Source organism: Brucella sp. NBRC 12950, from assembly GCF_030268145.1.
Lineage (GTDB): Bacteria > Pseudomonadota > Alphaproteobacteria > Rhizobiales > Rhizobiaceae > Brucella.
Genome location: NZ_BSQC01000011.1, coordinates 177,049 through 202,785, shown reverse-complemented (window position 1 = coordinate 202,785; position 25,737 = coordinate 177,049). Strand labels below are relative to the sequence as shown.

Genomic DNA, 25,737 nt, shown 5'->3' with positions numbered 1-25,737 from the left:
GAGCAGCGTGGGAAAATTATCCCTCAAGAATATTGTCAAGAGCTTCGGCCAGTTTGACGTCGTCAAGAACGTATCCCTTGAAGTGAGAGAAGGCGAGTTTATGGTCTTTGTCGGACCATCGGGCTGCGGCAAGTCCACACTTCTGCGCATGATCGCGGGCCTTGAGGATACGACATCGGGCGATATCGTCATCGATGAAAAGCGCGTCAACGACCTGCCTCCGGTCAAGCGTGGCATCGCGATGGTGTTCCAGAGCTATGCGCTTTATCCGCATATGAGCGTTTACGAAAATATTGCCTTCCCACTGCGCGTAGAAGGTGCGGACAACGCTACCATTAAGCGCAAAGTGGAACATGCGGCTTCGATCCTACATCTGGATCAGCGTCTTGAACAGAAGCCTGGCATGTTGTCCGGCGGGCAGCGTCAGCGCGTAGCCATTGGCCGTGCGATTGTACGTGAACCTAAGATCTTCTTGTTTGATGAGCCGCTTTCCAATCTCGATGCAGCGCTTCGCGCCGATATGCGTATCGAACTGACAAAGTTGCACAAGCAGCTTGGAGCAACCATGATCTATGTGACGCATGATCAGGTTGAAGCCATGACCATGGCCGATCGTATCGTGGTGCTTGAAGGAGGCAACATCTCACAGGTTGGTACGCCACTCGAACTCTATCATCGTCCACGCAACAGCTTCGTTGCTGGTTTCATCGGCAACCCGCGCATGAATATGCTGCCGGTGACGTTTGCTGGCTTTGAGAACAATGGTTATGCCCGTGTGAAGCTCGCAGACAATGAACTGGTTCTCCCGGTTCTTTGTGAAGAAGCCGCTCGTCCAGAAGTGGGCCAGCCGCTGACACTAGGCATTCGTCCCGAGCATGTCACGATTGGCGAGGGCTCGAACTCAATTACCGTGCGTTCTTCCGTGATTGAACGCCTTGGACAGCAGACCATCGTCTACAGCGTGCCGGAAGGCATGAGTGAAACCTTCTGCATCATCACGCCTGGTACAGCACCGATCAGCGGTGATGCCGAAATCAAGGTTGGTATCAACCCACAGTCCTGCCATTTGTTCGACAGCAAGGGCATCGCGTTTACGCGCCAGGGGGATTTTGCAGATTTAGCTGCGGCCTGAAAATAAGCGTCCGGTCAAATGTTTGCATTTGGCCGGATCGGCCGTCAGCCCAGATTACGACGGTCAGATGGATAACTGTAATAAAGTGGAAATATCAGTCCGTAAGGGATCATTGATACTTCAACCGCCGGTTCGTGGTCTGTCGTTCCGTTCGTTCTCGATTTTTTTTGCTGTATGGTTTCGCCGCTATTGGAAAGGGCGATGATGATTGATGCCCAGGCAATGAAGGGCAGCAAGGCTATCACGATGTAGACATAGCTTGTGTAATCCATCCGACCATGATGCCCCTGCTGATTGAGCTGAACAAGAAATCCACTTCTCAAAGGCGGACCGTTTTTAGCTTTCTTTTCTCTATTCAGCTGCCACCATGGCTACGCCGGTATCGATTGTGTAGTGGGTTGGACGCAACGAGACATATCCGTTACGAATTTCAAGAACATGCGAATAGACGCTTTCGCCATTTTCCAGCGTTGGAAGTTTCTCTTCATGCATGATGCTGATGACAATCGCATCAGGGCAGCGCGTCTTGAGCGCTGTATGAAAGCGAAGCTTTGATACAGGATCAAGCGCGCCTGTAGCTTCATCAAGGAAGATGACAGCCGGCTTGTGAAGTAGAATGCGTGCCAGCACCAATTTCTGCTTTTGTCCACCCGAAAGCACCATATCCCACGGCGAGCCGTCGGCATCTGCGTCGTTCATACGTTCGATAAATTCACCGAGACCAGCTTCATGCAGCACGACAGCAATAGAGAGGTCGTTGAACTCAGCTTCATCATCAGGAAGGCAGACGAGCTGTTTCAGTGAGACCGAAGGAAACTTTGCTTCCTGTGTTGCATAAATTGACTTCGCATTTTGCGGATAGATAATGTCACCGGTGCCATAGGGCCAAAGTCCGTTCAGTGCTTTGATGAAAGAGGTTTTCCCGGAACCGGACTCTCCTCGCATGTAGACCCAGTCACCACTGCGGATGTTTATCACGCCCGAACGCAGGAACGGTGCTTGAGTGTCTGGCCCCTGCATAAGCGTGAGATCACGAACGGAAAGACCGAAGCGAGAATGTTGGGTTGAGAATTTGAAGCGGTTGATCCCCGACGCTGCATAGAACGCAGCTGGTTCCTGAACATTGTCGATTGCCTGGGCGAGACCCGTCACGCGCCCGGCATTTGCCCTTAGATTGGCAATGGCTGGCATGACCTGAATGAACCAGGAGCAATCATTAATCATGGCTGCAACCAGTTCAGCGCCCGTCACATAATTGCGGAAGCTGACAGCGCCGCTCATATAGGGAACAAGGCCCGGAATATAAGCAATGATGCGGTTGGACATGAATCCATAGGCTTGCGAAAAGGCCAGATAGGCAGCATCAAAGCGGTTAAGTTTGTTCCAGGTGCCATCAACGTCTTTGTAAAGACGCTTGTTCACGGATCGCTGGACGGATTCGCCATCTGAGGCTGATATCTGAAAACTGCGGCGCAGAAGCGTGGTCCACTCTCCACGATAGGAACCTTCAGCTTTCTGCATACCGAGATTAAGACGCTCCAGCTGGCGGCCAATCTTGATCGCAATCAGTGTGCCAATCGGCACATAGATAATGATCGCGGTGAAAGCCAGAATTGCACCACCATAAGAGCCGAGGAACTCGAGGCCGGTTACTTCGGTCGAAATCTCCAATAGTTTCTGGCCGACGAAGAAAGCCGAAAGCACGACGCCGACAACACCCATCACAAGACCGATTGCACCGCCCGTCATACCCTTGATGGATTCCTGCAGGCGCTGGTCAACGTTGTCGGGAAGGTTTGAACCCTTGCCCTGCTGCAGATGAAAATGGGTGTGATTTCGATCCAGCATTGCATCAGAGAAGCTATCGTTTAGCCATTTACGCCATTTGCGGTGCAATGTCGTCGACAGAAGATGTCGTAAGCCGACCAGAAGCACATCCTTGGCCAACATCAGGAGGATCAGTACGCCAGCATTCATAGCAATTGCCATAAGCGGGTTCTGAACAGGGGCGCTTTTCACATTGACGATCGAGTTCATCAGAAGCCCGGAAGCTTCTGCAACCCATACGGTGGTTTTGCTGATGAAGGCGGTGAAAACGAAGATAGCAAATGTAAGGGCCCAGGCTTCTTTCCAGCGATCGGATACCCAGTAAGCGCGCATAAGGCCCCAGAAGGATGTCATCTGGGACACGGCAGAGCTATTCCTTACCTGTAAGGACTGCTGTTTTATCTGCCGTATTTTTTCCAATATGCACCTCGTATCAAAATAGCCTGCTATTGCGATTGTAACGCTGTGTAACAGATTGCAACAAACTGTGGTTAACGAAGTGTTAATAGTCAACACAAACGGCGATCACATTTGTGGGTACGTTTTGAAACACATCGCAAAGACATGAAATCGTTGCGCTAATCGCAACCTACAATATTTGTGTAATCTGTGATTAACGGGACATGTGGCATGCAAGTCACGCTTATTTTGGCGTGCAATCTCGACTTCTTGCCGAAGCAGCTTTTCGCTGTGTGATGCAAATCACCATCATTTCTCGATCGACCAAGGGTCGCTTCAGCAGATTGTCCGAGATATCTGACTGTCATAATCAACAATATTGAATGTGTTTGATCCCAATCAAAGAGAATGAAGCGGAGTCGGTCTAAATCTCCAACAGCGCGGTTCTTCGGGCACCATCATGATGCTGCAGAGGCCGGCCCATGGAGATGAAATTAGATGCGTAAGTTTGCGATTCCCTTCGCAGCATTCGGACTTTGCTTTGCGATGGCTGCTCCCGCCTTGGCCGAAAATATTGAGGTTCATATGCTCAATAAGGGCGCTGAAGGTGCAATGGTTTTTGAGCCTGCCTACATCAAGGCAAATCCCGGCGACACGATTACATTCATTCCGGTCGACAAAGGACACAATGTCGAGTCGATCAAGGACATGATCCCGCCCGCTGCGGAAAAATTCAAAAGTAAGATTAACGAGAATTACGTTCTTTCCGTCTCCGAACCCGGCGCATATTTTGTCAAGTGCACGCCGCACTATGCGATGGGCATGGTTGCTCTGATCGTTGTCGGTGATAATCCGGCCAATCTTGAAGAAATCGTTGCTGCCAAGAAGCCCAAACCCGTTCAAGCGCGCCTCGAAAAGGCAATTGCCAGCGCGAAATAATGGGTTTCAAATGTGCAGCGTTGCTGCATAACTCTATGATGCTAGAGCGCAGGTCAATTCGAGACAGATACGATGCGCTCTGGCTGCGGTTCCATGATGAGGACGTCATGACAATAAAGGAAGGCCTGCTGGCCACCCCCGCAGCCTCAACTGCTCAAACACCCCCCTTCGCAATGCCCTCCGAACGTCGTGGAGCGATCGCTCGCGGCAATAAAAAGACGGGCCCGGCGATCTTCAGCTATGGGTTTCGCCCATTTTTTCTGGGTGGTGCAATATGGGCCGTTCTGGCCATGCTGCTCTGGATACTCTCTCTCACATTCGGTTTGACGGTTGGCGGCGCATATGGCGCGCTCAACTGGCACGCGCATGAGATGGTGTTTGGCTTTTCGTCGGCCATTCTTGCTGGATTTCTTTTGACAGCCGTTCCGAACTGGACTGGCCGCTTGCCAGTTTCAGGACAATCCCTTGCCCTGCTGTTCAGTGTGTGGCTCTTAGGACGATTGGTTTTTCTGGTTCCCGATCTCGTTGATCTCTATATCGCAATCGGCATTGAAAGCCTCTTTCTGCCGTTGCTTTTGTTTATCGCTTCGCGCGAAATCATTGCCGGTCATCAATGGAAGAACCTCAAGGTTTTGATCGGCGTGGCAATCGTTATGCTTGCCAATATCTGCTTCCATTATCTGGCGATAACAAACGGCGACATAGCCACTGCCAATCGCGCCGGAGTCAGCGCATATGTGCTACTGGTTATGTTAATCGGTGGACGTATCATCCCAAGCTTCACCCGCAATTGGCTTAATCGTATGGGCGCCAATCGCTTTCCGAAGCCGTTCAATCGCTATGATGGTCTTGCTATTGTTGTTGGTGCCATCGCCTGCGTGAGTTGGACTGTGGCACCGGAACATTCGCTGACGGCGGTCATCGCAATCATTGCAGCTTGTCTGCATCTTGTGCGGCTTTATCGTTGGCGTGGATGGAGCGTGGCAAAAGACAAGCTCGTTCTTGTCCTACACGTTGCCTATTTCTTTGTGCCTGCCGGTTTCGTTGCCATAGCGGCGGCGGCAATCGAACAGCTTAATCCATTTTCAGCTCTTCACGTTATGACTGTGGGCGTTATTGGCTGCATGATGTTGGCAGTGATGACCCGTGCCACCCGTGGGCACACGGGACGTGAACTTGTCGCGTCGCCCACAACCCAAATCGCCTATCTATGCCTGATACTGTCAGCGATAATCCGACCATTCGCGGAAATGATGCCAAATTTCTTTCATACATTGCTGGCGGCCTCGGCGCTTTTCTGGATGCTGGCCTTTGGTCTGTATGTATTGGAATATGCGCCCATGCTGATGACGAAACGTCGTCAGCGTACTGAATAATGGATGTTGAATGGGCCGTTAAACGGCCCATTCAACATCCGTGGTGAAGGCAATCGTCAGCCAGCGGTCTGGACCTTCGCCGCCAAGCGCATCGCCGATTTCATCGCGTAATGCATCCCATTCTTCGAGCTTTCTTGCGGGCTGATCGGGGGGCACGATGAAGTAGAGTTCGATCTGCTTTCCGCGCCCAACCTTGGCGACATAGGCGCGATAAGACTTGAAGCCATTGCGCTCAACGACTTCTTTTGCAACCTGATCCACATGGTGCTTGAGATCGAGAGGTGTCACAAGCAGCATGTCTGCAAGGGCCTGCTTGATGGTCCCGATCGGCATCGGAATGATTGCGATACAGACTAGGGCGAGAACAGCGGGATCGATATAAGGTGTCACCCAGTCGAACCGGGTACCCTGAATGAAATAGCCGACTACAAACGCGATCAGGAGTGCAGCGGTTATGCCACCTGACATGATCCACGCCTTGGCATCAAGCGCAATGAAGTCGGATTTCAATCTGCGGTTGGCACGGGTTTCGAGCCACGCCATGCCAAGGCATGCAATCAGAGCAACAACTGCATAGAAGATCGCGTAACTGAATTCGAGGTCGCGGCCACCATGCATCAGACTGCCGATGGCATTGATGAGTGCGTATATCGCTACCCCCGTCAACATGATGCCATTGAGGCCCAGAACCATCGGTTCAAGATGCCAGAAACCCATGGTGAAGCGATCACGCAATTTCCCGCTTGGAGGTTCTGGTAGCGCAGACAATGCGATGAGCCGGGCAACAACAAGTGCAAGCCCGCTCATCGCAGCGTCCGCAAACATGTAAACACCGTCAAAGACAATAGAAAATGATCCAGACAAAAGGCCGAAAACGACACCAAAGCCTGCAACAAAAATAGTAACTGCTATGGATATTTGAAGAATAGATTGTTCACTACGCAATTTTTACTCCGAATTGACACGCAGCGCGCGGCAATAGACGTTGGGAGGAGAAATGCGATTGCCGGACTGCGGCTGAAATCTATAGGAATATTCTTGAAGAGGCAAATCTGCCTTGTGGTAACTTATTCGCCTTGGAAGTCTCCCGGCGGTTCTCCGGGAGACTTGTTGGTCAGATTACTGCGATTGCTGATCCTTGACGAAGGTGCGATCGGTCTCGCCCTTGAAGAAGTCTCGGCCATAGATAATCAAGCAGAGTACAACGCCGGTGGCAAACGCCCATCCAGCACCGCGCGTCGCCAGAACGGCACCCGTGACACCAGCGATGCCAAGATCACGTTGCGAACGGGCTTCCATCACGCCGATGCGAACGGAAACGTAGCCCTGGATGAGCAGTGTCAGGGTTAGCGCCACACCCAGGATCGGCTGAACGAGCGTCACGATTGGCATCAGGAACAAGCCTGTATTGGTGCCCCAGCGGAACGAACCCGCACCGCCGAAGAGCGAATGCATCGACTTCTTGCCCTTTGAGAAGCGTTCGCAGATGACGACCTGCATCGCAGCCCATACGGGTCCGCACATTGTCACATCGGGACCGAGAACCGACATGCCTGTGTTACGGATACCGAAAACAAGGTGGGCGCGGTCGGCGCTGTAATCGATCTTTTCATCCGGGCGCTGAAGCTGTGCTTCGCCGAGGATCGACTTGGTTTTCAGAACGTCACCGAAAAGAACGATATAGGTAGCGAGAACCGTCGGCAGAGCCGTCAGGAACATCGAGAGGGGCGGCAGGCCGAGACCAAAGATCGTGTATTCGCGCCAGAGCGTCGTGAAATCCGGCGATGAGATCGTCCACTGGAATTCAGGCCATTTTGCTTCGCCAAATAGTGGAGCGACAATCACGGCGAGCAGGATGCACGGCAGAACGCCGAGCTTTCCGATCAGACCGAAAAAGCCACCATTGCGCGAAAGGCGTGCGAATTGCGGCGAGAACATCAAATAGAAGCACAGGCCGATCGAGATCGCGATGGTGAACGGGAAAATGTCGAAGTTGCCGCCAACTTTAAAGACCGAAATCACCGCTGCAAAGCCAGCACCAATGATAATGCCGGATTTGATCGCCTGCGGAATAGCGGCAATCACGCGATTTGCGATGCCGGTCGCGCCGATGAATATCGATAATAGCCCCAATGTCATCTGGAAGGATACAAGAGCATGGATCCGCTCAGGACCTTCGGGAAAGGTCGCGCAATACGCCATAATGAGCGGTACGGCAGGGGTGATCCAACCCGGAACGACCGGGTCGCCGAGCAGGTGATGGGTGAGGTAGAACAGGCCGTTGAGAACGACGACGGCCAGCGCCACTTCAAATGGCATTCCGAGCAATTCGGCCATCAATGGAATGGCCGAGAGGTCGACTGCACACATCAAAAGGCCCTGACAATAATCAGGCCACTCGAATTTATAGTGAACGAAAGGCAGACGGATTTTGAACGGTCCGGCAGGCCAATATGGCTGCTCCTGACCGTCGATGCGTTCAGTGCTCAAGGTTTTACTCCGAAGGAACGAAACAGCGCTCCCGAAGAGCGGCGATGATAGCCACGCCTTCCGGGATGCTGTTTGAATTGTCAGTGTTGGATCAGAATGCTTCGCGATAAAGCGCCAAGGCGTCAGCTTCTGTTACTTCAACTGGGTTGTTCCCCAGAAGACGTGTCTGAAGCATTGCATCGCGAGCAAGCGTTTCGAGGCTTTCTTCGGTGACATCAACGTCCCGCAGGCGGCGTGGTGCTCCAGAGCGGTTCATCAGGTCTTCCATATAATCAACGAAAGCTGCTGAACGTTGCTCCGTCGTGCCCTCCGACGTGTCGAGCAGCAGGTCTGCAAGTTCTGCATAAAGTTGAGCTGCGCCCGCCATGTTGAAGCGCAGGACTGGTCCCAGCATCAGGGCGTTGGAAAGGCCATGGGGCACATGATAGTGACCACCGAGCGGGTAAGCCAATGCGTGAACGGCGCCAACCGGCGAGTTGGAGAAGGCTTGACCGGCATAGTTTGCTCCAAGCAACATGGCTTCGCGTGCATGGCGATCATTGCCGTTTTCGCAGGCAGCAACCAGATTGGCTGACAAGAGCTTTAGCGCTTCACGCGCGAATGCGTCAGAAAGAGGATTTTTCTTGATACGGCTAGTATAGGCTTCAATGGCGTGAACCATGGCGTCGATGCCGGTGGCTGCCGTGTGAAGCGCCGGCAGACCGCATGTCAGTTCGGCATCCAGAATGACGAAATCTGCATAAAGCTGACGGGAAACGACGCCCATCTTGGTGGTTTCACCCGTGGTTAGAATCGTGATGTTGGTCACTTCCGATCCGGTGCCAGCAGTGGTTGGGATCTGGATCAGCGGCAGCCGCGTACCCTGCACTTTACCTATACCATAAAGCTCGGACAGTTCCTGTTCGGAGACGATTAGCACTGCAGCAAGCTTTGCAATGTCCATCGAGGAACCTCCGCCGAGGCCCAACACGATATCGCAACCTGCTTTCTTGGCTTGATCGACACATTCAAACAGCACTGATTCCGGCGGATCAGCAACGACGGAATCAAAAATGCTGATGCCGAAGCCAGCCTTCTCAAGCGAAGCAAGCGCTTCGTCCAGGGCGCCAGCCTTGTGCAAGCCTTTGTCGGTCACGATGAGGATTTTGCGTTCTGAGAAACGTTCTCCCAGAACTTCGCCGAGACGCTTTGCAGCCCCCCATTCCACAAGCATTGAGCCAACCGTGTCGAACGAAAATGGCTTGATACCTACAGTCATTATTTCCACCCTTATTCAAATTTTTCCCAGAGCCGAGGTCTCTCATTCCTCGCCGGCACAGAGGCGCTGGGTTTCAAACGATCCAGCTTTCACGTATAGGAAAGCCGGATCGACAGTTTTCCGATGCAGCCGTTGCACCGGTTGTCCGAAGAGATGCTTGGGAGGATCTCTTCTTAATTGTTCAATATATTGAACAATGTTCAGGATTTAGTAGATCGATACAGGATATTTAGCCCAGCTGTCAAATTATCCCTTCGACCAAGACGAAGGATTTTAATCGATTCAATAGCTTCCTGGAGGAGACCGTTCTTCAGCTTATTGATTTCCTTAAACTCTTTGACGCTCGGTCCTCACGGCATTGTGAACCTAGGGTGCGACTATACCCAAAATCCTTGTAGTGGACGGCCAGGCGCGCTGGAATGTAAGCTTAGGAACACGTTCATTCATGGGAGCAAGGGAGGGCTTCATGGAAGTAACGATCATCACAGGTGCATCCGATGGTATCGGCGCTGAAACCGCGCGGCAGCTCAGTGCGCGGGATGGGGTGCGGGCAGCACTGGTTCTGGCTTCACGCAATGTCGAGAAGTTGCAGGGACTTGCTGTGGAGCTTGAACATTTAGGCAGTCAAGTACTGGTCGTTCCAACGGATGTTACGGACCACAATGCCTGTATTGAGCTTATTGAAAAGACGGCTACTGCGTTTGGGCGGATCGATACGCTGATCGTGAATGCGGGGATGTCGGCCCATGCCAATTTTGCCGAGATAAAACCGGAAGATTTGCAATGGATGCATGATCTGATGGAGCTTAACTACTGGGGCAGCGTCTGGCCGATCCATGCAGCACTTCCGCATCTCGCCAAAACCAAAGGCCGCATTGTAGCGGTTTCATCCGTTGCGGGACTTATAGGTGTGCCGGGACGCACCGCCTACAGTGGCACCAAATTTGCGCTTTCAGGGTTCTGCGAGGCACTACGATCGGAGCTTGAGGCGAGCGGAATTTCGGTGACGATCGTTTATCCGGGTGTCGTCAAAACTGACATTCGCACCAGGGGTTACAGCGCGAGCGGTGGCGTGCTTGGCACAAGCGGTGTGCGCGAAGACGATATGATGTCTGTTCAGCGGGCAGTCGAGCTGATGCTGAATGGAATCGCCAATCGCAAACGCGAAGTTTTGATGACGCGTCAAATGCGTTTGGGGCGCTGGTTGAAACTTTTGGCACCACATATAGTGGACCGCATGGCTTTAAAAGCCATAAAGTCCGAGTTTCGTCCCAAAGCGATTACGCCTGTGGAATAGTCGGCTACATATCCCTGCTATTCACAGGCTGGACGAAACAAAGGTTAGATTTAGTTTTTTTGATCTGTCTATCCATTGACGACTTTTTAACTTCAGCTACTATATCTTGTGTTCAAGGTTCTTGCGATTCGTGAGGATCAAAAGCGAAGATGGGAATACGGTGCGCGGTATCCATGATGGATGTTGTTAAGCCGTAGCTGCCCCCGCAACTGTAAGCGGCGAGCTCATATCCAGATGTCACTGGCGCAGGCCGGGAAGACGGATGCGGGCGTTGAGTCGTGAGCCAGGAGACCTGCCTTGAACAAGAACGTCCACGGGCGGGGTGTCCGGTTGGCGCGCGATAAGTTGTGGCATTGTAATGCCATGTCTTTTTGGTGCCCCGTATATCCCTCTCATAAGCTTCGGGGTGACAAGCATGTCGAGTAATTCAAGACCAAACAGTTCAGGTCCGCCCTTTACGGGTTAGTTTGAAGGATTCGCGCTCTGAAAGCGCGTTGAGCCTCTCAGTTTTCGTTGCTTTTCACGCACATTTTGCCATGTGCGAATGCCTTGTTGCGTCTTCATTTGCCTGAGGCGCAGTGGATAAAAACATCTGTCTATACGCATTCTCCAACGCCAGATGCTTTTGCGGAAGTGCTGGAAATGCTCCATCCCCAGTGAGGAAAAAATGAACGTTACCGTCTATAGCAAGCCCGCCTGCGTCCAGTGTACCGCAACCACCCGCGCGCTCGACCGTCAGGGCATTGAATATGATGTCATCGACATTTCTGCCGATGCTGATGCTTATGATCTCGTTCAGGGCCTCGGATACCGTCAGGTGCCGGTTGTTGTTGCGGGTGAATCCCATTGGGCGGGTTTCCGTCCGGATATGATCAGCTCGCTGGCGTAATGCCGGTCTACTGCCGGGGTTTGTGATGGGCCAGATCGTCTATTTTTCCAGCCGATCGGAAAACACGCATCGCTTTGTGCTGCGTTTGGGAATGCGTTCAAAGCGTATTCCGTTGGAAAGCTACGAAGACAATGCTGGCCTGTTGCGGGTCAACGAGCCTTTTGTGCTCGTAACGCCAACCTATGGCGGCGGCGGCGCGAAAGGCGCTGTTCCCAAACCGGTCATCCGCTTTCTCAATGATGCGGATAACCGATCCCTCATTCGCGGCGTCATTGCCGCTGGAAACAGCAATTTCGGAGAGGCCTTTGGCCTCGCAGGCAACATCATTTCTGCCAAGTGTCAGGTTCCCTATCTCTATCGTTTCGAGTTGCTGGGAACCGACGAAGATCTTGGCAATGTTAAAGACGGGATGGAACGATTTTGGACACGGCAGACACAACCTTGACCCGTGAGCGCGAGACGGTCGCCTCATCGGAAAAGCAGGAGCCATCTGCGGCAACGGGTGCTGCATCGGGTAGCAAGCCACAGAAGCTTGCTGAGACCTCGCTTGATTATCACGCGCTCAATGCGATGCTGAACCTCTATGATGACGAGGGAAAGATTCAGCTGCATCGCGATCGGCAGGCGGCACAGCAATATTTCCTGCAGCACGTCAACCAGAACACGGTTTTCTTCCACAATCTGCGTGAGAAGCTCGATTATCTGGTCGATGAAGGCTATTACGAACAGGAAGTACTGGATCAGTATTCCTTCAATTTCGTGCGCGATCTTTTCGATCATGCCTATGATAAGAAATTCCGTTTTCCGACCTTCCTCGGCGCGTTCAAATATTATACCAGCTATACGCTGAAAACCTTCGACGGTAAGCGCTATCTCGAACGCTACGAAGACCGTGTTTGCATGGTGGCGCTTGCGCTTGCGCGTGGTAATGAACAGCACGCACGCGAAATGGTCGATGAAATCATTGCGGGCCGTTATCAACCGGCAACACCAACCTTCCTCAATGCAGGCAAAAAGCAGCGTGGCGAACTGGTCTCGTGTTTCCTGTTGCGCGTTGAAGACAACATGGAATCGATTGGTCGCTCCATCAATTCCGCCTTGCAGCTTTCAAAGCGCGGCGGTGGTGTGGCACTGAGCCTGACCAATATTCGTGAATCCGGTGCACCGATCAAACAGATCCAGAACCAGTCTTCCGGCATCATTCCGGTGATGAAGCTGCTTGAGGATTCGTTCTCCTATGCCAACCAGCTTGGTGCGCGTCAGGGGGCGGGCGCGGTTTATCTGCATGCCCATCACCCCGATATCATGCGCTTCCTCGATACCAAACGCGAAAATGCGGACGAAAAAATCCGTATCAAGACGCTGTCGCTTGGCGTTGTGATCCCGGACATCACGTTTGAACTCGCTAAAAACGACGAGGATATGTATCTCTTCTCGCCTTATGACGTCGAGCGTGTCTATGGCGTGCCGATGACCGAGATTTCGGTCACCGAAAAATACCGCGAATTGGTTGATGACGGCCGTATCCGTAAGAAGAAGATCAACGCACGTGACTTCTTCCAGGTGCTGGCGGAAATTCAGTTTGAATCCGGCTATCCTTACATCATGTTTGAGGACACGGTGAACCGCGCCAATCCAATTGATGGCCGCATCACCATGAGCAATCTCTGTTCTGAAATTCTGCAGGTGAGTGAAGCCAGCATCTTCAATGATGATCTGTCTTATGAATATCTTGGCAAAGATATTTCCTGTAATCTCGGCTCGCTCAACATTGCAGCAGCCATGGATAGCCCGGATTTCGGAAAAACCATCGAAACCTCCATCCGAGCGCTGACGGCCGTTGCAGACATGAGCCATATCGGCTCCGTTCCTTCGGTTGCGCGTGGCAATGATGAAAGCCATGCTATCGGCCTTGGTCAGATGAACCTCCACGGCTATCTCGCTCGAGAACGAATTTTCTACGGTTCGGAAGAAGGCGTCGATTTCACCAATATCTATTTCTACACGGTGGCTTATCACGCAGTTCGCGCGTCCAATCTTATCGCTGTTGAACAGAAAAGTTCGTTCAAGGGCTTTGAGAAATCGAAATATGCGACGGGTGAATATTTCGACAAGTATACCGATCAGGCCTGGCAGCCTGCAACGGAGAAGGTTCGCGAGATTTTCGAGAATGCCGGAATTGCGATCCCGACGCAGCAAGACTGGCAGGAACTGAGAAAGGCCGTCATGGAAGGCGGACTTTATAATCAGAACTTGCAGGCCGTGCCGCCAACAGGCTCGATCTCCTACATCAATCATTCGACCTCTTCGATCCACCCGATTGTTTCCAAGATCGAGATCCGTAAAGAGGGCAAGATTGGCCGCGTCTATTACCCGGCCGCCTTCATGACGAATGATAATCTTGAATATTATCAGGATGCTTACGAGATTGGCCCGGAGAAGATCATCGACACTTATGCAGCGGCAACGCAGCATGTCGATCAGGGGCTGTCGCTTACACTTTTCTTCCGCGATACCGCCACCACGCGCGATATCAATAAGGCGCAGATCTACGCCTGGAAGAAGGGCATCAAGACGATTTATTACATCAGACTGCGCCAGATGGCGCTTGAAGGTACGCAGGTAGAAGGCTGCGTTTCCTGCGCCCTCTAGGATCGCGGATATTCAGGCTCTGGCGAACTGCAAATGGCATTGTTCTGCGAGCCGGTGCTCCGGGTACTTTTATGTACGCTGCGCTCCGGCTCTCGAACCCCACCATTTTCGGCACGTCTTAGCCAGAATCTCACGTCGATCCAAATCAAGGTAGAGACAAATGAATATGCAGTTTAAAAACAACAATGCGAAAAAGCCGGCTGTCGTACGAGCCATCAACTGGAATCGGATCGAAGACGACAAAGACCTTGAAGTCTGGAACCGTTTGACCGGCAATTTCTGGCTGCCGGAAAAGGTGCCGCTTTCCAATGACATTCAGTCGTGGGAAACGCTGAAAGCTGAAGAGAAGCAGCTCACCATCCGCGTATTCACAGGCCTGACGCTTCTGGATACAATCCAGAATGCCGTTGGCGCTGTCAAACTGATGGATGACGCCTCGACCCCACATGAAGAAGCGGTTCTGTCTAACATTTCCTTCATGGAAGCGGTTCATGCGCGTTCTTATTCGTCGATCTTCTCGACGCTATGCTTGACGCCTGACGTGGACGATGCCTATCGGTGGTCGGAAGAAAACGAATTCCTGCAAAAGAAGTCGCAGCTGATCCTCGACAATTACAATGCTGAAGATCCGCTCAAGAAGAAGATTGCCAGCGTGTTTCTGGAAAGCTTCCTGTTCTATTCCGGCTTTTATCTGCCAATGTACTGGTCGAGCCGCGCCAAGCTCACCAACACGGCGGACCTTATCCGCCTTATTATCCGCGATGAGGCTGTTCACGGCTATTATATCGGCTACAAATATCAGCGCGCGCTTGAGAAGCTTGATGAAGCCAAGAAGCAGGAGATCAAGGATTTTGCCTTCGACCTAATGCTTGAGCTTTACGACAATGAGGTGCGTTATACCGAAGCGCTATATGATGGCGTTGGTCTCACCGAGGATGTCAAAAAGTTCCTCCACTACAATGCAAACAAAGCATTGATGAATCTCGGCTATGAATCTCTGTTCCCAGCAGAAGCCTGCAAGGTAAACCCAGCTATCCTCTCGGCGCTTTCGCCGAATGCCGACGAGAACCACGACTTCTTCTCCGGCTCCGGTTCCTCTTATGTGATCGGCAAAGCAGTCGCGACGGAAGACGAAGACTGGGACTTCTGATAAAAAAAGCGCGCTGTGAGAACAGCGCGCTTTTGCTTTTTGTTTGTGTCCCGCTTAACTCTTCGGGCTCAAATCCATAGAGAACCACTTCTCGGACATTTTCGAGAGTGTCCCATCGGCCTGCATTTCGCCAATGGCCTTATCGAGCTTGGCTTTCAATTCCGGTTCGTCTTTTCTTAGTCCGAGGCAGACGTTCGTTGCCTGAATGCCGCCGACGAGAAGTGGTCCGGTAATCTTCAGCACACCATTGCTTTTTTCCGCGCGATCACGTGCGAAAACAACATTGTCATACTGACCATCGATGCGGCCCGACTGCAGGTCGAGTTTGACTTGTTCCGATCCCTTATAGGTTCGGACTTGGACCGCATCGCCGAAGTTTTCTTCTACAAACTGCAACTGGCTGGTGGAAAGTGAAGCGCCGATCGTCTTGCCTTTTAGCGCTTCTTTGATATCGGCAATAGCCTTTTTACCTTCTTCGGTATCAGTAGAGAGGCTTTCACCTGTGTGAGGCAGATTGGCCAATGGTCCTTCGGCCGGAACCAGGAAAGTATTGGGTGTGATTACATATGGGGCGGAGAAGTCGATTGCTTTGCGACGCTCAGGGTTCGGGCCCATAGTCAGGACCACATCAAACTTGCCAGCGAGAAGCGACGGAATCTGGCTGTCCCAATCCTGCGCTACGATCTTGCAATCAAGTTCAGCACGCTTGCAGACTTCCTTGATAACATCCAGATCAAGCCCCTGAAGCTCACCACCAGGAGTGGTGAGGTTGAATGGCGGAAAGGCACCTTCCACGCCAACTGTGACTGTCTTCCAGTCTTTCGCAAGCACGCTTCCGCTGTAGAGAACGGAGAGGGTGCATAGACTTATAGCGGCGATTTTCTTGAACATAGTTCCCTCGTTCTTATGATTGTTTCGGGATGGAGTCTTGTTAGGATTGAGTTTCCACGCCCTTCTTCAAAATCAAGTGTGTACCCACTTGCGAGGGATGAAAAGCGGAATTTGGTTCATATATATGAATTTTGTTCTGAATACTGAAAGGCAACATGCGTTGATCAAAAAGCGGAAAATCCCGACCTGAAACTCAGGTCGGGCTCGAAAAATTATCGAAAAAAGTTTAATATTTTCAGCCGTTTAGCTTTGCAAAGCGCGCGATGTCCGCATGCGTGGCAAACCAAATATCCTGATGTTGCTTTATGTGGCCGATCAGTTCTTTCAAAATCCAGATTCGTGACCGATGACCAATGATATCCGGGTGCATCGTCAGCTGGAAAATCCCGCCCTCGTCATAAGCAGCATCAAATTCGCGAATGAAAATCTGGAGAATATCATGTGGCGCAATCTGTGGACGCAAACCGCCCCAACGATCCATAACCAGATAGGCAGCATCATCACGAATCCACTCGACCGGCAGTTCAGTCACGCCGCTCGGCTCGCCATTCAGCAAAAGCTCGTAACAATCGACGTCGGCCATGAGCGAAGAATCGTAAAGTAGGCCCATTTCGGCGGTAATGTGCAGAGTATTGTCACTAAAATCCCATGATGGCGTTCTGATGCCCACGGGTCTAATTCCCGTGATCTTTTCTAGCGCATCAGCAGAACGATGTTGCAGGTCGCGCTCGGTATCGCCATCAAGCAAAGTATTTCGTTCGTGAATCCAGCCGTGAAGGGCAATTTCATGGCCCTCATCGACTAAGGCGCGCTGCTCGTCAGGATAATGGATCGCCGAAACTGCTGGCACAAAGAATGTCGCGGGGATGTTGTTGTTGCGCAGCAATGCACGAATGCGCGGAATGCCTTGCCTTGGACCGAATTGTCCTTGTGAAAGAGCAGAAATCGATTTGCCGCCATCACGCAATTCGAAAGTGTCATGGTCGGAATCGAACGACAGGCCAACTGCACACTTAGCACCATTGGCCCAAGCCGCCGGCTTGAAGCTACGACCAGCGCGAGCACGGTTCATGATGGTCTGCAGCCGCTCTTCTGGCCAGGTCCATGTTGGAACGGGTGTATCAGTTGTCATGTTGTCGGTCCTCCACTGACCGATAAGGTCTGGCCTGTGATCCAGCTTGCATAGGGCGAAGCGAGAAAGAGCACGGCATTGGAAATATCTTCTGGTAGTCCGATACGACGCAGCGGAATTTCATTGATCATCGCAGCCTGGCCATCGTCGCCATAAGACGCCCACTGTCGCTCATAATCGGGACTTGTTCGCAGGAAGCCGGGAGCCACCGCATTGACATTGATCCCGAATGGGCCGAGTTCGTGACCAAGCTGGCGTGCGAGGCTTATAAGGGCGGCTTTTGCACTGGCATATGCTTGAATGCCGGTCAGGCTAACGCCAAGCCCCGCACCACTTGAAATGAATACCATTTTGCCCGTGCCACGGGCTTTCATAGAGGAAACGACCGCTTTGCCGACAAGAAATGCGCCACGCACATTAATATCGTAAATACGATCCCAGTCGTCAGCCGGTACTTCTTCAAGGGGGCGTTTTTTCTGCCCCAGAACCCCACCTGCCACATGCACGAAAATATCGAAACCACCGTCTTTTTCAGCTTCCGCTACCAATTCGGCAATTGCTGCTTCGTCAGTGACGTCAAGATGGGCGGTACGGATTGACCCACCGCGTGCCGGACGTGCTTCACTAACGAGTTTCGCCAGTTCCTCGTCAAGAACATCCGTTGCAGTAACCGATGCACCATCTGCGGCGAACGCCTCACATATGGCACGCCCAATTCCCCTCGCGGCTCCGGTGACCAGGACTCGCTTCTCTTTGAAATGTATATCCATTTTACTGCTTAACTGTTGTGGCTGGTACTGGTTTATGTCCAAGGCGAGCGCTCAACTCGGCTGCATGCTTGATCACTGCGTCGATCATACGTTGCCGGCAAGCAGTGAACCGCGATGAAATCGTTGCCATATTCAGCGTGGCAATTACCTCTCCGCTGGCATCAAAAACCGGTGCAGCAACACCTGAACCGCCGATGACCGCTTCTTCGTCACAAATCGCGTAGCCGTTTTCTCGGGCAGCATCGATGATGCGGCGGATCTGCACGCGGTCAATTACAGTTTTGTCGGTGAGCGGTATGATGCGTTCTTTGGCGAGGTAGCTTGCTGTCTTTTCAGGTTGCCAATGCGCGAGAAGGATACGGCCCATTGCAGTGCAGTAGGCGGGGTCCGAGCCTGTGAGATCAGAATCGAAGCGCACCACCTGATGGCTCGCACTCTTGGCCAGAAGCTTGACGCGACCATCCTTACGGCGCGCGCCGAGAAATACCGTCTCGCCTTCGGTATCGCGCATGGCATCCATGATCGGTTGTGCTGTTGCGATCAGATAGGCGTCGCTACCGCTGCACCAGCCGGGGCCGTTCCGGAAAGCATCATGAATCTTATAGGACTCGGTGTCGTCGCGGACGACATAAGCCCGCGCAACCAAGGTTGCGAGCAGATTGAAAGTGCTGCTCTTTGGATAGCCCAGTTCGGTAACAATCGCTTTCAATGTGACCGGTTTGTGAGCGCGAGCAAGGAATTCGAGAATTTCGAGAACCCTGACTGCCGATTTAACTTCGCCGTTGTTTTCAATGTTCATATATGTGAACCAAATTCCTATTGTGGAATAATGTGACAGACATACGATCACAAGGCAACACAAAAGGAGCACGTTTTGAAATGAAGACTGAAGATAGAGTTGCCATCGTCACGGGGGGCGCGCGAGGAATTGGCAAGGCATGTGCTCTCGATCTGGCGCGAGCTGGTTATCATGTGACACTGGTCGATCTACTCGAGGCGGAGCTCGCCGATACGGCAGCTGAGATCGAAGCTCTGGGCGTGCGTGCACTTCAATGTGTTGCTGATGTCTCTAGCCATAAGCGGGCAGGTGAAATTGTCGCCCAGGCAATTGAAACCTTTGGGCGCGTCGACTTCCTGCTCAACAATGCCGGGCGTTCCGCTCCTGTCGGCATTCTTGAGATAACTGAAGACGAGTTTGACCGTGCAATCGCGATCAATCTGAAAAGCTGCTTCAATTACATTCAGCATACTGCACCACATATGCTGAAGCAGGGTGGCGGCCGGATTGTTTCAATGTCGTCGCTCAACGCCTATTCGGGCGGTGTAACGGCGGCGGTCAGCAAGTTCGCTTATGCGGCAGCAAAAGCCGGTATCCTTGGCATGACTCGTTCCCTTGCCAAGGAACTGGGTCCAAACATTGCGGTCAACGCCATCTGTCCTGGTGTCATTCGCACTGAGATCGACACGAATGTCACTGAACGCGCCGATGAAGTTATCAAGGGAATTGCATTGGGACGGCTAGGTTGTGCCGACGATGTGGCACGCTTGGTAACTTTCCTTGCGACATCGGAGCCGTGCTTCATCACTGGGCAGGCTTTCACGGTCGATGGCTTTCAATTCAATGTTTGAGCTGTCTTGCAGTAGACATGGATGAAGATGAGCTCAAACGCTCATAAGCCAGTTGGAGGCTGCATCGGCCTTAATCGATGCAGCCTCCGCTGCGGCCTGAATGGCCTTCGTGTTCTAAAGCGTATCGTTACCTATCCGCCTAATGGCTTATCAAACCGGAAACTCTTGCTGGCCATAATGTCACTTCTGATATGTCTTTTGAGCAATTTCACTTATATCTGTTGCCAGCAGTTTAGAGTACCTCTAGGTCCCGCTCGGGAGGAGCGTTCTCTTCTGTGGCAGCAGTCAGATCGAACTGTTTCGGCCACAAAAGCCGATAAAAAAGAAGCCGAGGCCTTGGTCTTCTCGATTGTCCTAGACCTGCTTCTTCCGACTGAAATGTTGAAAATTGAGCCGAGAGCGTGGACCTCAAGTTGAAGAACCATCACGACATCTGGGATATTGTTGACGCAAAGAGCGCGACCTATTTCGAACTGAGCGATACGGTTTGGGATAACCCAGAAACCAATTACGAAGAATACAAGTCGAGCGACGCTCATGCAGCGCAGCTGGAAGCCGAAGGCTTCCGCGTGCAACGTGGTATTGCAGGTCTTCCAACCGCTGTGATGGGCGAGGCTGGTGAAGAAGGTCCGATCATAGCCATTCTGGGCGAGTTCGATGCGCTTCCCGGGTTGAGCCAGCTCGCCGGTGTAGCGGAAGAGCAGCCGATTGAAGCGGGCGGCAATGGGCATGGCTGTGGCCACAACCTGCTCGGTTCCGGTTCACTTCTGGCTGCTGCCGCTGTGAAGGAATATCTTGAGGCCAATGGCATCAAAGGGCGTGTCCGTTATTATGGCTGCCCTGCCGAAGAGGGCGGATCAGCCAAGGGCTTCATGGTACGTGAAGGCTTGTTTGACGATGTTGATATTGCGTTCTGCTGGCATCCGGCGCCTTTTTCTGGCGTAAACGATCCAGTTTCCCTGGCTTGCAACGAAATCAATTTCAACTTCACCGGCCGCGCAGCTCATGCAGCATCCGCGCCGCATCTTGGGCGCAGTGCGCTTGATGCCGTCGAGCTGATGAATGTCGGCGTGAATTATATGCGCGAGCACATGCCGTCATCGGCACGCATCCACTATGCAGTCACCGATACGGGTGGTTTTGCCCCAAATGTAGTTCAGGCAAAGGCGAGCGTGCGCTATTTGATCCGCGCGCTGGACTTGCCGCAAATGCAGGTTCTGCTGGAACGGGTCAAGAAGATTGCCGATGGTGCGGCTTTGATGACCGAAACAACTGTCAAGAGCGATATCGTCAGTGGTGATGCCAATCTGATTGGCAATCCGGCGCTGGAAAAGCTGATGCAACGCGAACTCGATCGCCTTGGTCCGCCGGTTTTTGATGAACAGGACCGCGAAACTGCAAAGCGTTTTCAGGCAACACTGACCAAAGAAGACATCTCCGATGCCTTCCGCCGCTTCGGTGTCCAACCAAACGCTGAAATTGCGCTTTGCGAAGACAACTATGAGCCTTATAAGGGCGACAACTCGCTCGTTGGTTCCACGGATGTTGGTAGCGTAAGCTGGGTTGTTCCAACTGTGCAGATGCGCGGTGCAACCTGTGCAATCGGCACGCCGCTTCACTCATGGCAGATGGTCGCGCAGGGTAAACTGCCTGCAGCACACAAAGGCATGGCTCATGCGGCGAAGATTATGGGAAGTACGGCTATAGAGCTGTTCCGCAATCCGGAGCAGATCGCGAGAGCCAAAGAAGATCATGAGAAGAAGCTCAATGGGGCGATTTTTGTGAATCCGATCCCGGACAGTGTTCAACCAGCTTTGCCTGCGTCTGATAAGTGAAGTCGTAAGCCTGAAGAAAGAAGCTTATATTCAATAATTTAGATCGACGTTTGTGCATCCAGTTGGGCGATCTAAAGAAATACCCGGAAAGCAATATGACATTGATTTCGCAATCCCCCACATGGTCTGACGCATCATGAAGGCGTTTCTCGATATTCTGAGCTTCGGGCCGGACGGCTGGGGCTATGTGCTGATGATGGCCGCCTTGGTGAGCGTTTCGCTCGCAGTCCTCGGCTTTCTTCTTGGAGCAATCATCGGCGTTTTTGCTGCCTGGGCGAAGATTTCCGGTGGTCTTGCGTTGCGCGGAATTGCGGATGGTTACACAACCATCATTCGCGGCATTCCCGACCTTCTTGTGATCTATCTGTTCTATTTCGGCGGCAGTGCTGCGGTAACGGCGATCGGTCGCTTTTTTGGTGCGCAGGGCTTTATCGGCTTTCCCGCATTCCTCGCTGGTGTGCTTGCAATCGGCATTTCCTGCGGAGCGCATCACACGGAAGTTCTCCGTGGTGCATTCCGTGCGGTTTCCAAGGGCGAGCTTGAAGCGGCCTCTGCCTGTGGCATGGGACAGACGCTCAAGTTTCGTCGCATCATCGCGCCGCTGGCACTTCGCCATGCGTTGCCTGGCCTTGGCAATGTCTGGCAGGTTGCACTTAAAGAATCCGCTCTGATCTCTGTTGTCGGCGTTGTCGACATTCTACGTCAGGCACAGATCGGCGCCGGCTCAACTGGCCTGCCGTTCAACTTCTTCCTCATCGCTGGTGCGCTGTATTTGCTGATCTCGTCGGTTTCCGGCACCATACTGCAAGCAGCTGAACGCCACTTTTCGCGTGGCGTCCGGAGGGCAAAATGAATCTTCAATTTTATTCTGAAGCCTTCTTTCAGATGATCAGCGGCGTGCCGCTGACCCTTCAGCTTGCAGCAAGCTCGATTGTCTTTGGCGCTATTCTGGCCTTGCTTTTTGCTATGATGCGTCTGTCGGGCATCGCTGTTCTTGACTGGATTGCTCGGCTTTACGTATTCGTATTTCGCGGCACGCCGCTCCTGGTGCAGATCTTCATCATCTATTACGGCCTCAGCCAGTTTCCGGTCATCCGCTACTCATTCCTCTGGCCGGTCCTGCGTGAACCTTACTGGTGTGCGATCATTGCTCTGACGCTGAACAATGCAGCCTATGCCAGTGAAATCATCCGCGGCGGTCTTCTCTCGGTTCCAAATGGACAGATCGAAGCTGCAAAAGCCTGTGGTATGTCACGCTTCACCTGCTTCCGCCGTGTCGTCATGCCGCTAGCAATCCGCCAGGCACTGCCCGGCTATGGCAATGAAATGATCTCCATGGTCAAGGCGACGTCGCTGGCTTCTATCATCACCTTGATGGAAGTGACAGGCATCGCCGCCAAGCTGATCGCTGAATCCTATCGCGCGATTGAAGTGTTCGTTATTGCGGGCGCCATCTATCTTGCAATCAACTTCGTTCTGACACGCGTGCTCATGTTCGCCGAATACAAGCTTACGCCTTATCTGCGTCAGCCCGTCGTCAAGATCACCACCGAAGGAAAAACATCGTGAGTAAAGTTGAGTCTCAAACAGCCCCGGTGGCGACAAATCTGGCCTTGAAAGTTGAAAACCTGCGCAAGAGCTTCGGCGCCAATGAAGTGCTCAAGGGCATTTCTTTGGAAGCGCGCGAGGGCGAAGTAATATCAATCCTCGGCTCTTCGGGTTCGGGGAAATCGACCTTCCTGCGCTGTATCAATCTGCTGGAAATCCCAACTTCGGGGAAAGTCACCGTTTCCGGCGAGACTATTCGCATGGCGAAGAACTCCAAAGGTGAAGCCTATCCGGCTGACAAGAGGCAGGTTTCGCGCATCCGTTCCGAGCTTGGTATGGTTTTCCAGAGCTTCAATCTCTGGTCTCATAAGACCATTCTCGAGAATATCATCGAGGCGCCGATCTATGTTCAGGGCCGTTCGCGCGCTGAATGCGTGGAAGAGGCGGAAGCACTTCTCGCCAAGGTTGGGATCGCTGATAAGCGCGATTTTTATCCGGCTCACCTTTCCGGCGGCCAGCAGCAGCGCGCAGCCATTGCCCGTGCGCTCGCCATGAAGCCAAAGGTCATGCTATTCGACGAGCCAACATCGGCGCTCGATCCAGAACTCGTTGGCGAAGTGCTGCGCGTTATGCGCGGTCTTGCGGAAGAAGGCCGCACCATGCTGGTTGTTACGCACGAAATGGGTTTTGCCCGCGATGTATCCAATCGCGTGGTCTTCGTTCACCAGGGCTTGGTCGAAGAAGATGGTGCGCCTGAAGAGGTATTCGGAAACTCCAAATCCGAACGTTTCCGCAAGTTTATCAGCCACGAAAATGCTGCCTGATTATTTCAAACTACGCTGATTTATGCCAAAAGGCGCGTCAGCAACTAACTGCGTAAGGTTTAAGTCAAATGAAGACCACGGGATTGTTCAAAGCCCTGTTCGTTTCAGCGCTAGTTCTCACAACCGCGTCTGCAAATGCAGAGGGAAAAAAGTGGGACAAGATCACTATCGCTACGGAGGGCGCTTTCCGTCCGTATAACTTCACCAAGCCGGACGGCACGCTGGATGGGTATGAAGTTGATCTCTACAAAGACCTTTGTGCTCGCATGAAGGTTGAATGCACGATGGTAGCGCAACCTTTCGACGGTATCATTCCGGCACTGAATGCTGGAAAATTTGACGCTATCATGGCTGGTCTGACTGCTACGCCAAAACGCGAAGAAACCATCGACTTTACCGTTTCCTACGGGTTGACGCCGCAGACTTTCGCCACGCTTAAGGACAGTCCTTTTGCTAAGCTGCCCCACACCGGCGAAACGCTTTATCTCGCCAAGGATGAAGAAGCGAACCAGAAGGCAATCGATGAGGTCGCGGCCGAAATCAAAGGTCGCACGGTTGGCGTTCAGACTGCTTCACTCGGCCTTTCGTTGCTGGACAAGTACTTCAAGGATTCAACCGATATCCGTGAATACAAGACCACTGATCAGCATGACCTCGACCTCAAGTCGGGCCGTGTCGATCTGGTCGTTGCCTCATTGGCTTACCTCTCCGATGCCGCCAAGAAGCCAGGCAATGAAGACATCGTCATGACCGGCCCGTACTTCAAGGGTGGCATTCTGGGTCGCGGCGTCGCCGTTGGTATCCGCAAGAATGAGCCTGAACTGCAGAAGATGTTCAATGAAGCCATTGAGGCTGCCAAGGCTGATGGTACGATCAAGAAGCTTTCCGAAAAGTGGTTTGGCTTCGACGTAACCCCATAATCGGGATTTAATAGATCACTTACACGCCGCGCATTGAATGGCGTGTAAGTGGTGCAAATCCGGTGACATCCATTGATCGATTTTAGTGTGATGCCACATTTTTGGTCTCGCGGAGGCAGCAAACGAAGCCGCCATTCTTTCCGCGATCGCCACGCGCGACGGCGAGCGCGAGTCGCTATGCGATCAAATAGCGAAGGTACCCACTCAATTTTGCAGAGCCTTTGGTCGGCATGGGCGGTGTGTTCTTCAGACGTACCTTCGCGCCATGAGCAGAGTTCATAAGCGACCGCTCTGGAGATGTGGTGAATCTCTTTCGCACACTTCAGCGGCACTATCCGCAATTCATGGATAGAATGACTTTCCAAATTACCAGCCGACAGGAGTTTGACCGACTAAAGGCAAGTGAGGCAACTATTTCGGCTACAAGGCCGCGCGGGCAGGAATGGGCAACATGGCAAAAAGCCTTGAGCGCGATCCCCAGATGGAATCCCTGCTCAAAGGTCGCAAGAAACAACTCGGCATCGACATGGATTTCGACTCAGGCTGAGGTTGGGGCGGCAACTTCCCTCAGTCATGGCCTCGGCAGAGGCCGAGGCATCGCATTTTAGAGCGAAGAACTTTCCTATTTGCCGCCGTTTCTACCGCCACAGTCCTACGCTGCCTAAATATCAGTTGTACAACGAAAAATCATTGTTCTGTCTGGTCTCTGCAATCGTCAGAAACAGCCAGCACGGGGCAAGGCAGCCATGCGTCAACCAGACCGTATCGTCCGTTTGAAG

The 25,737-nt window shown here is 52.4% G+C and carries 23 protein-coding genes, 1 pseudogene and 1 riboswitch; of the genes and pseudogenes, 15 read left to right on the top strand and 9 right to left on the bottom strand.

What is annotated here, in order from left to right; all coding sequences use genetic code 11:
• The first annotated feature begins 7 nt into the window (after nucleotides 1–7).
• Complete coding sequence (locus QSJ70_RS18970) at nucleotides 8–1,132, top strand: ABC transporter ATP-binding protein (protein ID WP_285538720.1); 1,125 nt, start codon at nucleotides 8–10, stop codon at nucleotides 1,130–1,132.
• Nucleotides 1,133–1,176: 44 nt separating this feature from the next.
• Here QSJ70_RS18970 and QSJ70_RS18965 read toward each other — a convergent pair whose 3' ends face one another.
• On the bottom strand, nucleotides 1,177–1,404 hold the full coding sequence (locus QSJ70_RS18965) for a hypothetical protein (RefSeq protein ID WP_285538718.1): 228 nt from the start codon (nucleotides 1,402–1,404) through the stop codon (nucleotides 1,177–1,179).
• Between the two features lie 79 nt (nucleotides 1,405–1,483).
• The gene (locus QSJ70_RS18960; protein WP_285538716.1) at nucleotides 1,484–3,322 is read right to left on the bottom strand and encodes an ABC transporter ATP-binding protein/permease; all 1,839 of its coding nucleotides are present in this window, start codon (nucleotides 3,320–3,322) and stop codon (nucleotides 1,484–1,486) included.
• A gap of 534 nt (nucleotides 3,323–3,856) precedes the next feature.
• Here QSJ70_RS18960 and QSJ70_RS18955 point away from each other — a divergent pair.
• Together QSJ70_RS18955 and QSJ70_RS18950 are read left to right on the top strand one after the other, a co-directional pair.
• Nucleotides 3,857–4,297 (top strand): pseudoazurin, encoded by a 441-nt coding sequence (locus QSJ70_RS18955; protein ID WP_285538715.1) that lies wholly within the window; start codon nucleotides 3,857–3,859, stop codon nucleotides 4,295–4,297.
• A 107-nt stretch (nucleotides 4,298–4,404) separates the two neighbouring features.
• Nucleotides 4,405–5,673, top strand: coding sequence for an NnrS family protein (locus QSJ70_RS18950; protein WP_285538713.1), 1,269 nt, complete (start codon nucleotides 4,405–4,407; stop codon nucleotides 5,671–5,673).
• Between the two features lie 18 nt (nucleotides 5,674–5,691).
• Here QSJ70_RS18950 and QSJ70_RS18945 read toward each other — a convergent pair whose 3' ends face one another.
• The 3 genes from QSJ70_RS18945 to QSJ70_RS18935 all read right to left on the bottom strand — a co-directional run bounded on the left by QSJ70_RS18945 (nucleotide 5,692) and on the right by QSJ70_RS18935 (nucleotide 9,421).
• Complete coding sequence (locus QSJ70_RS18945; protein ID WP_215777686.1) at nucleotides 5,692–6,618, bottom strand: cation diffusion facilitator family transporter; 927 nt, start codon at nucleotides 6,616–6,618, stop codon at nucleotides 5,692–5,694.
• Between the two features lie 174 nt (nucleotides 6,619–6,792).
• On the bottom strand, nucleotides 6,793–8,163 hold the full coding sequence (locus tag QSJ70_RS18940; protein ID WP_215777684.1) for a hypothetical protein: 1,371 nt from the start codon (nucleotides 8,161–8,163) through the stop codon (nucleotides 6,793–6,795).
• 91 nt (nucleotides 8,164–8,254) lie between these two features.
• Nucleotides 8,255–9,421 carry an iron-containing alcohol dehydrogenase gene (locus tag QSJ70_RS18935; RefSeq protein ID WP_285538711.1) on the bottom strand — a complete coding sequence of 389 codons (1,167 nt, stop codon included), beginning with the start codon at nucleotides 9,419–9,421 and terminating at the stop codon, nucleotides 8,255–8,257.
• A gap of 466 nt (nucleotides 9,422–9,887) precedes the next feature.
• On the opposite strand from QSJ70_RS18935, the gene QSJ70_RS18930 reads away from it, so the two are divergent.
• The 5 genes from QSJ70_RS18930 to nrdF all read left to right on the top strand — a co-directional run bounded on the left by QSJ70_RS18930 (nucleotide 9,888) and on the right by nrdF (nucleotide 15,409).
• On the top strand, nucleotides 9,888–10,718 hold the full coding sequence (locus QSJ70_RS18930; RefSeq protein ID WP_285538710.1) for an SDR family oxidoreductase: 831 nt from the start codon (nucleotides 9,888–9,890) through the stop codon (nucleotides 10,716–10,718).
• 98 nt (nucleotides 10,719–10,816) lie between these two features.
• A riboswitch (cobalamin riboswitch) is annotated at nucleotides 10,817–11,032 on the top strand.
• Nucleotides 11,033–11,385: 353 nt separating this feature from the next.
• Nucleotides 11,386–11,607: a glutaredoxin-like protein NrdH gene (nrdH, locus tag QSJ70_RS18925; protein WP_094539441.1), complete on the top strand. Its 222-nt coding sequence runs from the start codon at nucleotides 11,386–11,388 to the stop codon at nucleotides 11,605–11,607.
• A 25-nt stretch (nucleotides 11,608–11,632) separates the two neighbouring features.
• Nucleotides 11,633–12,052 (top strand): class Ib ribonucleoside-diphosphate reductase assembly flavoprotein NrdI, encoded by a 420-nt coding sequence (nrdI, locus tag QSJ70_RS18920; protein ID WP_215777679.1) that lies wholly within the window; start codon nucleotides 11,633–11,635, stop codon nucleotides 12,050–12,052.
• Entirely contained in the window at nucleotides 12,028–14,259 is a 2,232-nt protein-coding gene (gene nrdE, locus QSJ70_RS18915) for a class 1b ribonucleoside-diphosphate reductase subunit alpha (protein WP_215777677.1), read from the top strand. The genes nrdI and nrdE overlap by 25 nt, the downstream gene beginning before the upstream one ends.
• A gap of 160 nt (nucleotides 14,260–14,419) precedes the next feature.
• Nucleotides 14,420–15,409, top strand: coding sequence for a class 1b ribonucleoside-diphosphate reductase subunit beta (gene nrdF, locus QSJ70_RS18910; RefSeq protein ID WP_285538705.1), 990 nt, complete (start codon nucleotides 14,420–14,422; stop codon nucleotides 15,407–15,409).
• A 54-nt stretch (nucleotides 15,410–15,463) separates the two neighbouring features.
• Here the strand turns inward: nrdF and QSJ70_RS18905 are convergent, their stop codons facing one another.
• The 4 genes from QSJ70_RS18905 to QSJ70_RS18890 all read right to left on the bottom strand — a co-directional run bounded on the left by QSJ70_RS18905 (nucleotide 15,464) and on the right by QSJ70_RS18890 (nucleotide 19,001).
• Nucleotides 15,464–16,300, bottom strand: a complete 837-nt coding sequence (locus QSJ70_RS18905) for a transporter substrate-binding domain-containing protein (protein ID WP_285538703.1) — start codon at nucleotides 16,298–16,300, stop codon at nucleotides 15,464–15,466.
• Between the two features lie 235 nt (nucleotides 16,301–16,535).
• Nucleotides 16,536–17,432, bottom strand: coding sequence for a polysaccharide deacetylase family protein (locus QSJ70_RS18900; RefSeq protein WP_285538701.1), 897 nt, complete (start codon nucleotides 17,430–17,432; stop codon nucleotides 16,536–16,538).
• Nucleotides 17,429–18,202 (bottom strand): SDR family NAD(P)-dependent oxidoreductase, encoded by a 774-nt coding sequence (locus QSJ70_RS18895; RefSeq protein WP_285538700.1) that lies wholly within the window; start codon nucleotides 18,200–18,202, stop codon nucleotides 17,429–17,431. Before QSJ70_RS18895 ends, QSJ70_RS18900 begins: the two co-directional genes overlap by 4 nt.
• A gap of 1 nt (nucleotide 18,203) precedes the next feature.
• Entirely contained in the window at nucleotides 18,204–19,001 is a 798-nt protein-coding gene (locus QSJ70_RS18890; RefSeq protein ID WP_285538698.1) for an IclR family transcriptional regulator, read from the bottom strand.
• An 80-nt stretch (nucleotides 19,002–19,081) separates the two neighbouring features.
• Here QSJ70_RS18890 and QSJ70_RS18885 point away from each other — a divergent pair, with 80 nt between their 5' ends.
• From QSJ70_RS18885 to QSJ70_RS27780, 7 genes and pseudogenes are all read left to right on the top strand, one after another.
• Nucleotides 19,082–19,831 (top strand): SDR family NAD(P)-dependent oxidoreductase, encoded by a 750-nt coding sequence (locus tag QSJ70_RS18885; protein WP_215777666.1) that lies wholly within the window; start codon nucleotides 19,082–19,084, stop codon nucleotides 19,829–19,831.
• 401 nt (nucleotides 19,832–20,232) lie between these two features.
• On the top strand, nucleotides 20,233–21,666 hold the full coding sequence (locus tag QSJ70_RS18880; RefSeq protein WP_285538697.1) for a M20 family metallopeptidase: 1,434 nt from the start codon (nucleotides 20,233–20,235) through the stop codon (nucleotides 21,664–21,666).
• Nucleotides 21,667–21,802: 136 nt separating this feature from the next.
• Nucleotides 21,803–22,519: an ABC transporter permease gene (locus QSJ70_RS18875; RefSeq protein WP_215777665.1), complete on the top strand. Its 717-nt coding sequence runs from the start codon at nucleotides 21,803–21,805 to the stop codon at nucleotides 22,517–22,519.
• On the top strand, nucleotides 22,516–23,235 hold the full coding sequence (locus QSJ70_RS18870) for an ABC transporter permease (protein WP_215777663.1): 720 nt from the start codon (nucleotides 22,516–22,518) through the stop codon (nucleotides 23,233–23,235). The genes QSJ70_RS18875 and QSJ70_RS18870 overlap by 4 nt, the downstream gene beginning before the upstream one ends.
• Entirely contained in the window at nucleotides 23,232–24,038 is an 807-nt protein-coding gene (locus tag QSJ70_RS18865) for an ABC transporter ATP-binding protein (protein ID WP_215777661.1), read from the top strand. Before QSJ70_RS18870 ends, QSJ70_RS18865 begins: the two co-directional genes overlap by 4 nt.
• Nucleotides 24,039–24,106: 68 nt before the next feature.
• On the top strand, nucleotides 24,107–24,958 hold the full coding sequence (locus QSJ70_RS18860; protein WP_215777660.1) for a transporter substrate-binding domain-containing protein: 852 nt from the start codon (nucleotides 24,107–24,109) through the stop codon (nucleotides 24,956–24,958).
• A 406-nt stretch (nucleotides 24,959–25,364) separates the two neighbouring features.
• A pseudogene (locus tag QSJ70_RS27780) lies at nucleotides 25,365–25,566 on the top strand (hypothetical protein); the annotation flags it as partial.
• Nucleotides 25,567–25,737 lie beyond the last annotated feature (171 nt).

Bases quoted from the DNA above. Each gene is read 5' to 3' on its own strand.
- QSJ70_RS18965 (WP_285538718.1), bottom strand. From the start codon at position 1,404: ATGGATTACACAAGCTATGTCTACATCGTGATAGCCTTGCTGCCCTTC.
- QSJ70_RS18955 (WP_285538715.1), top strand. From the start codon at position 3,857: ATGCGTAAGTTTGCGATTCCCTTCGCAGCATTCGGACTTTGCTTTGCG.
- QSJ70_RS18950 (WP_285538713.1), top strand. From the start codon at position 4,405: ATGACAATAAAGGAAGGCCTGCTGGCCACCCCCGCAGCCTCAACTGCT.
- QSJ70_RS18935 (WP_285538711.1), bottom strand. From the start codon at position 9,421: ATGACTGTAGGTATCAAGCCATTTTCGTTCGACACGGTTGGCTCAATG.
- QSJ70_RS18930 (WP_285538710.1), top strand. From the start codon at position 9,888: ATGGAAGTAACGATCATCACAGGTGCATCCGATGGTATCGGCGCTGAA.
- nrdH (WP_094539441.1), top strand. From the start codon at position 11,386: ATGAACGTTACCGTCTATAGCAAGCCCGCCTGCGTCCAGTGTACCGCA.
- nrdI (WP_215777679.1), top strand. From the start codon at position 11,633: ATGGGCCAGATCGTCTATTTTTCCAGCCGATCGGAAAACACGCATCGC.
- nrdF (WP_285538705.1), top strand. From the start codon at position 14,420: ATGAATATGCAGTTTAAAAACAACAATGCGAAAAAGCCGGCTGTCGTA.
- QSJ70_RS18905 (WP_285538703.1), bottom strand. From the start codon at position 16,300: ATGTTCAAGAAAATCGCCGCTATAAGTCTATGCACCCTCTCCGTTCTC.
- QSJ70_RS18900 (WP_285538701.1), bottom strand. From the start codon at position 17,432: ATGACAACTGATACACCCGTTCCAACATGGACCTGGCCAGAAGAGCGG.
- QSJ70_RS18895 (WP_285538700.1), bottom strand. From the start codon at position 18,202: ATGGATATACATTTCAAAGAGAAGCGAGTCCTGGTCACCGGAGCCGCG.
- QSJ70_RS18890 (WP_285538698.1), bottom strand. From the start codon at position 19,001: ATGAACATTGAAAACAACGGCGAAGTTAAATCGGCAGTCAGGGTTCTC.
- QSJ70_RS18885 (WP_215777666.1), top strand. From the start codon at position 19,082: ATGAAGACTGAAGATAGAGTTGCCATCGTCACGGGGGGCGCGCGAGGA.
- QSJ70_RS18875 (WP_215777665.1), top strand. From the start codon at position 21,803: ATGAAGGCGTTTCTCGATATTCTGAGCTTCGGGCCGGACGGCTGGGGC.
- QSJ70_RS18870 (WP_215777663.1), top strand. From the start codon at position 22,516: ATGAATCTTCAATTTTATTCTGAAGCCTTCTTTCAGATGATCAGCGGC.
- QSJ70_RS18860 (WP_215777660.1), top strand. From the start codon at position 24,107: ATGAAGACCACGGGATTGTTCAAAGCCCTGTTCGTTTCAGCGCTAGTT.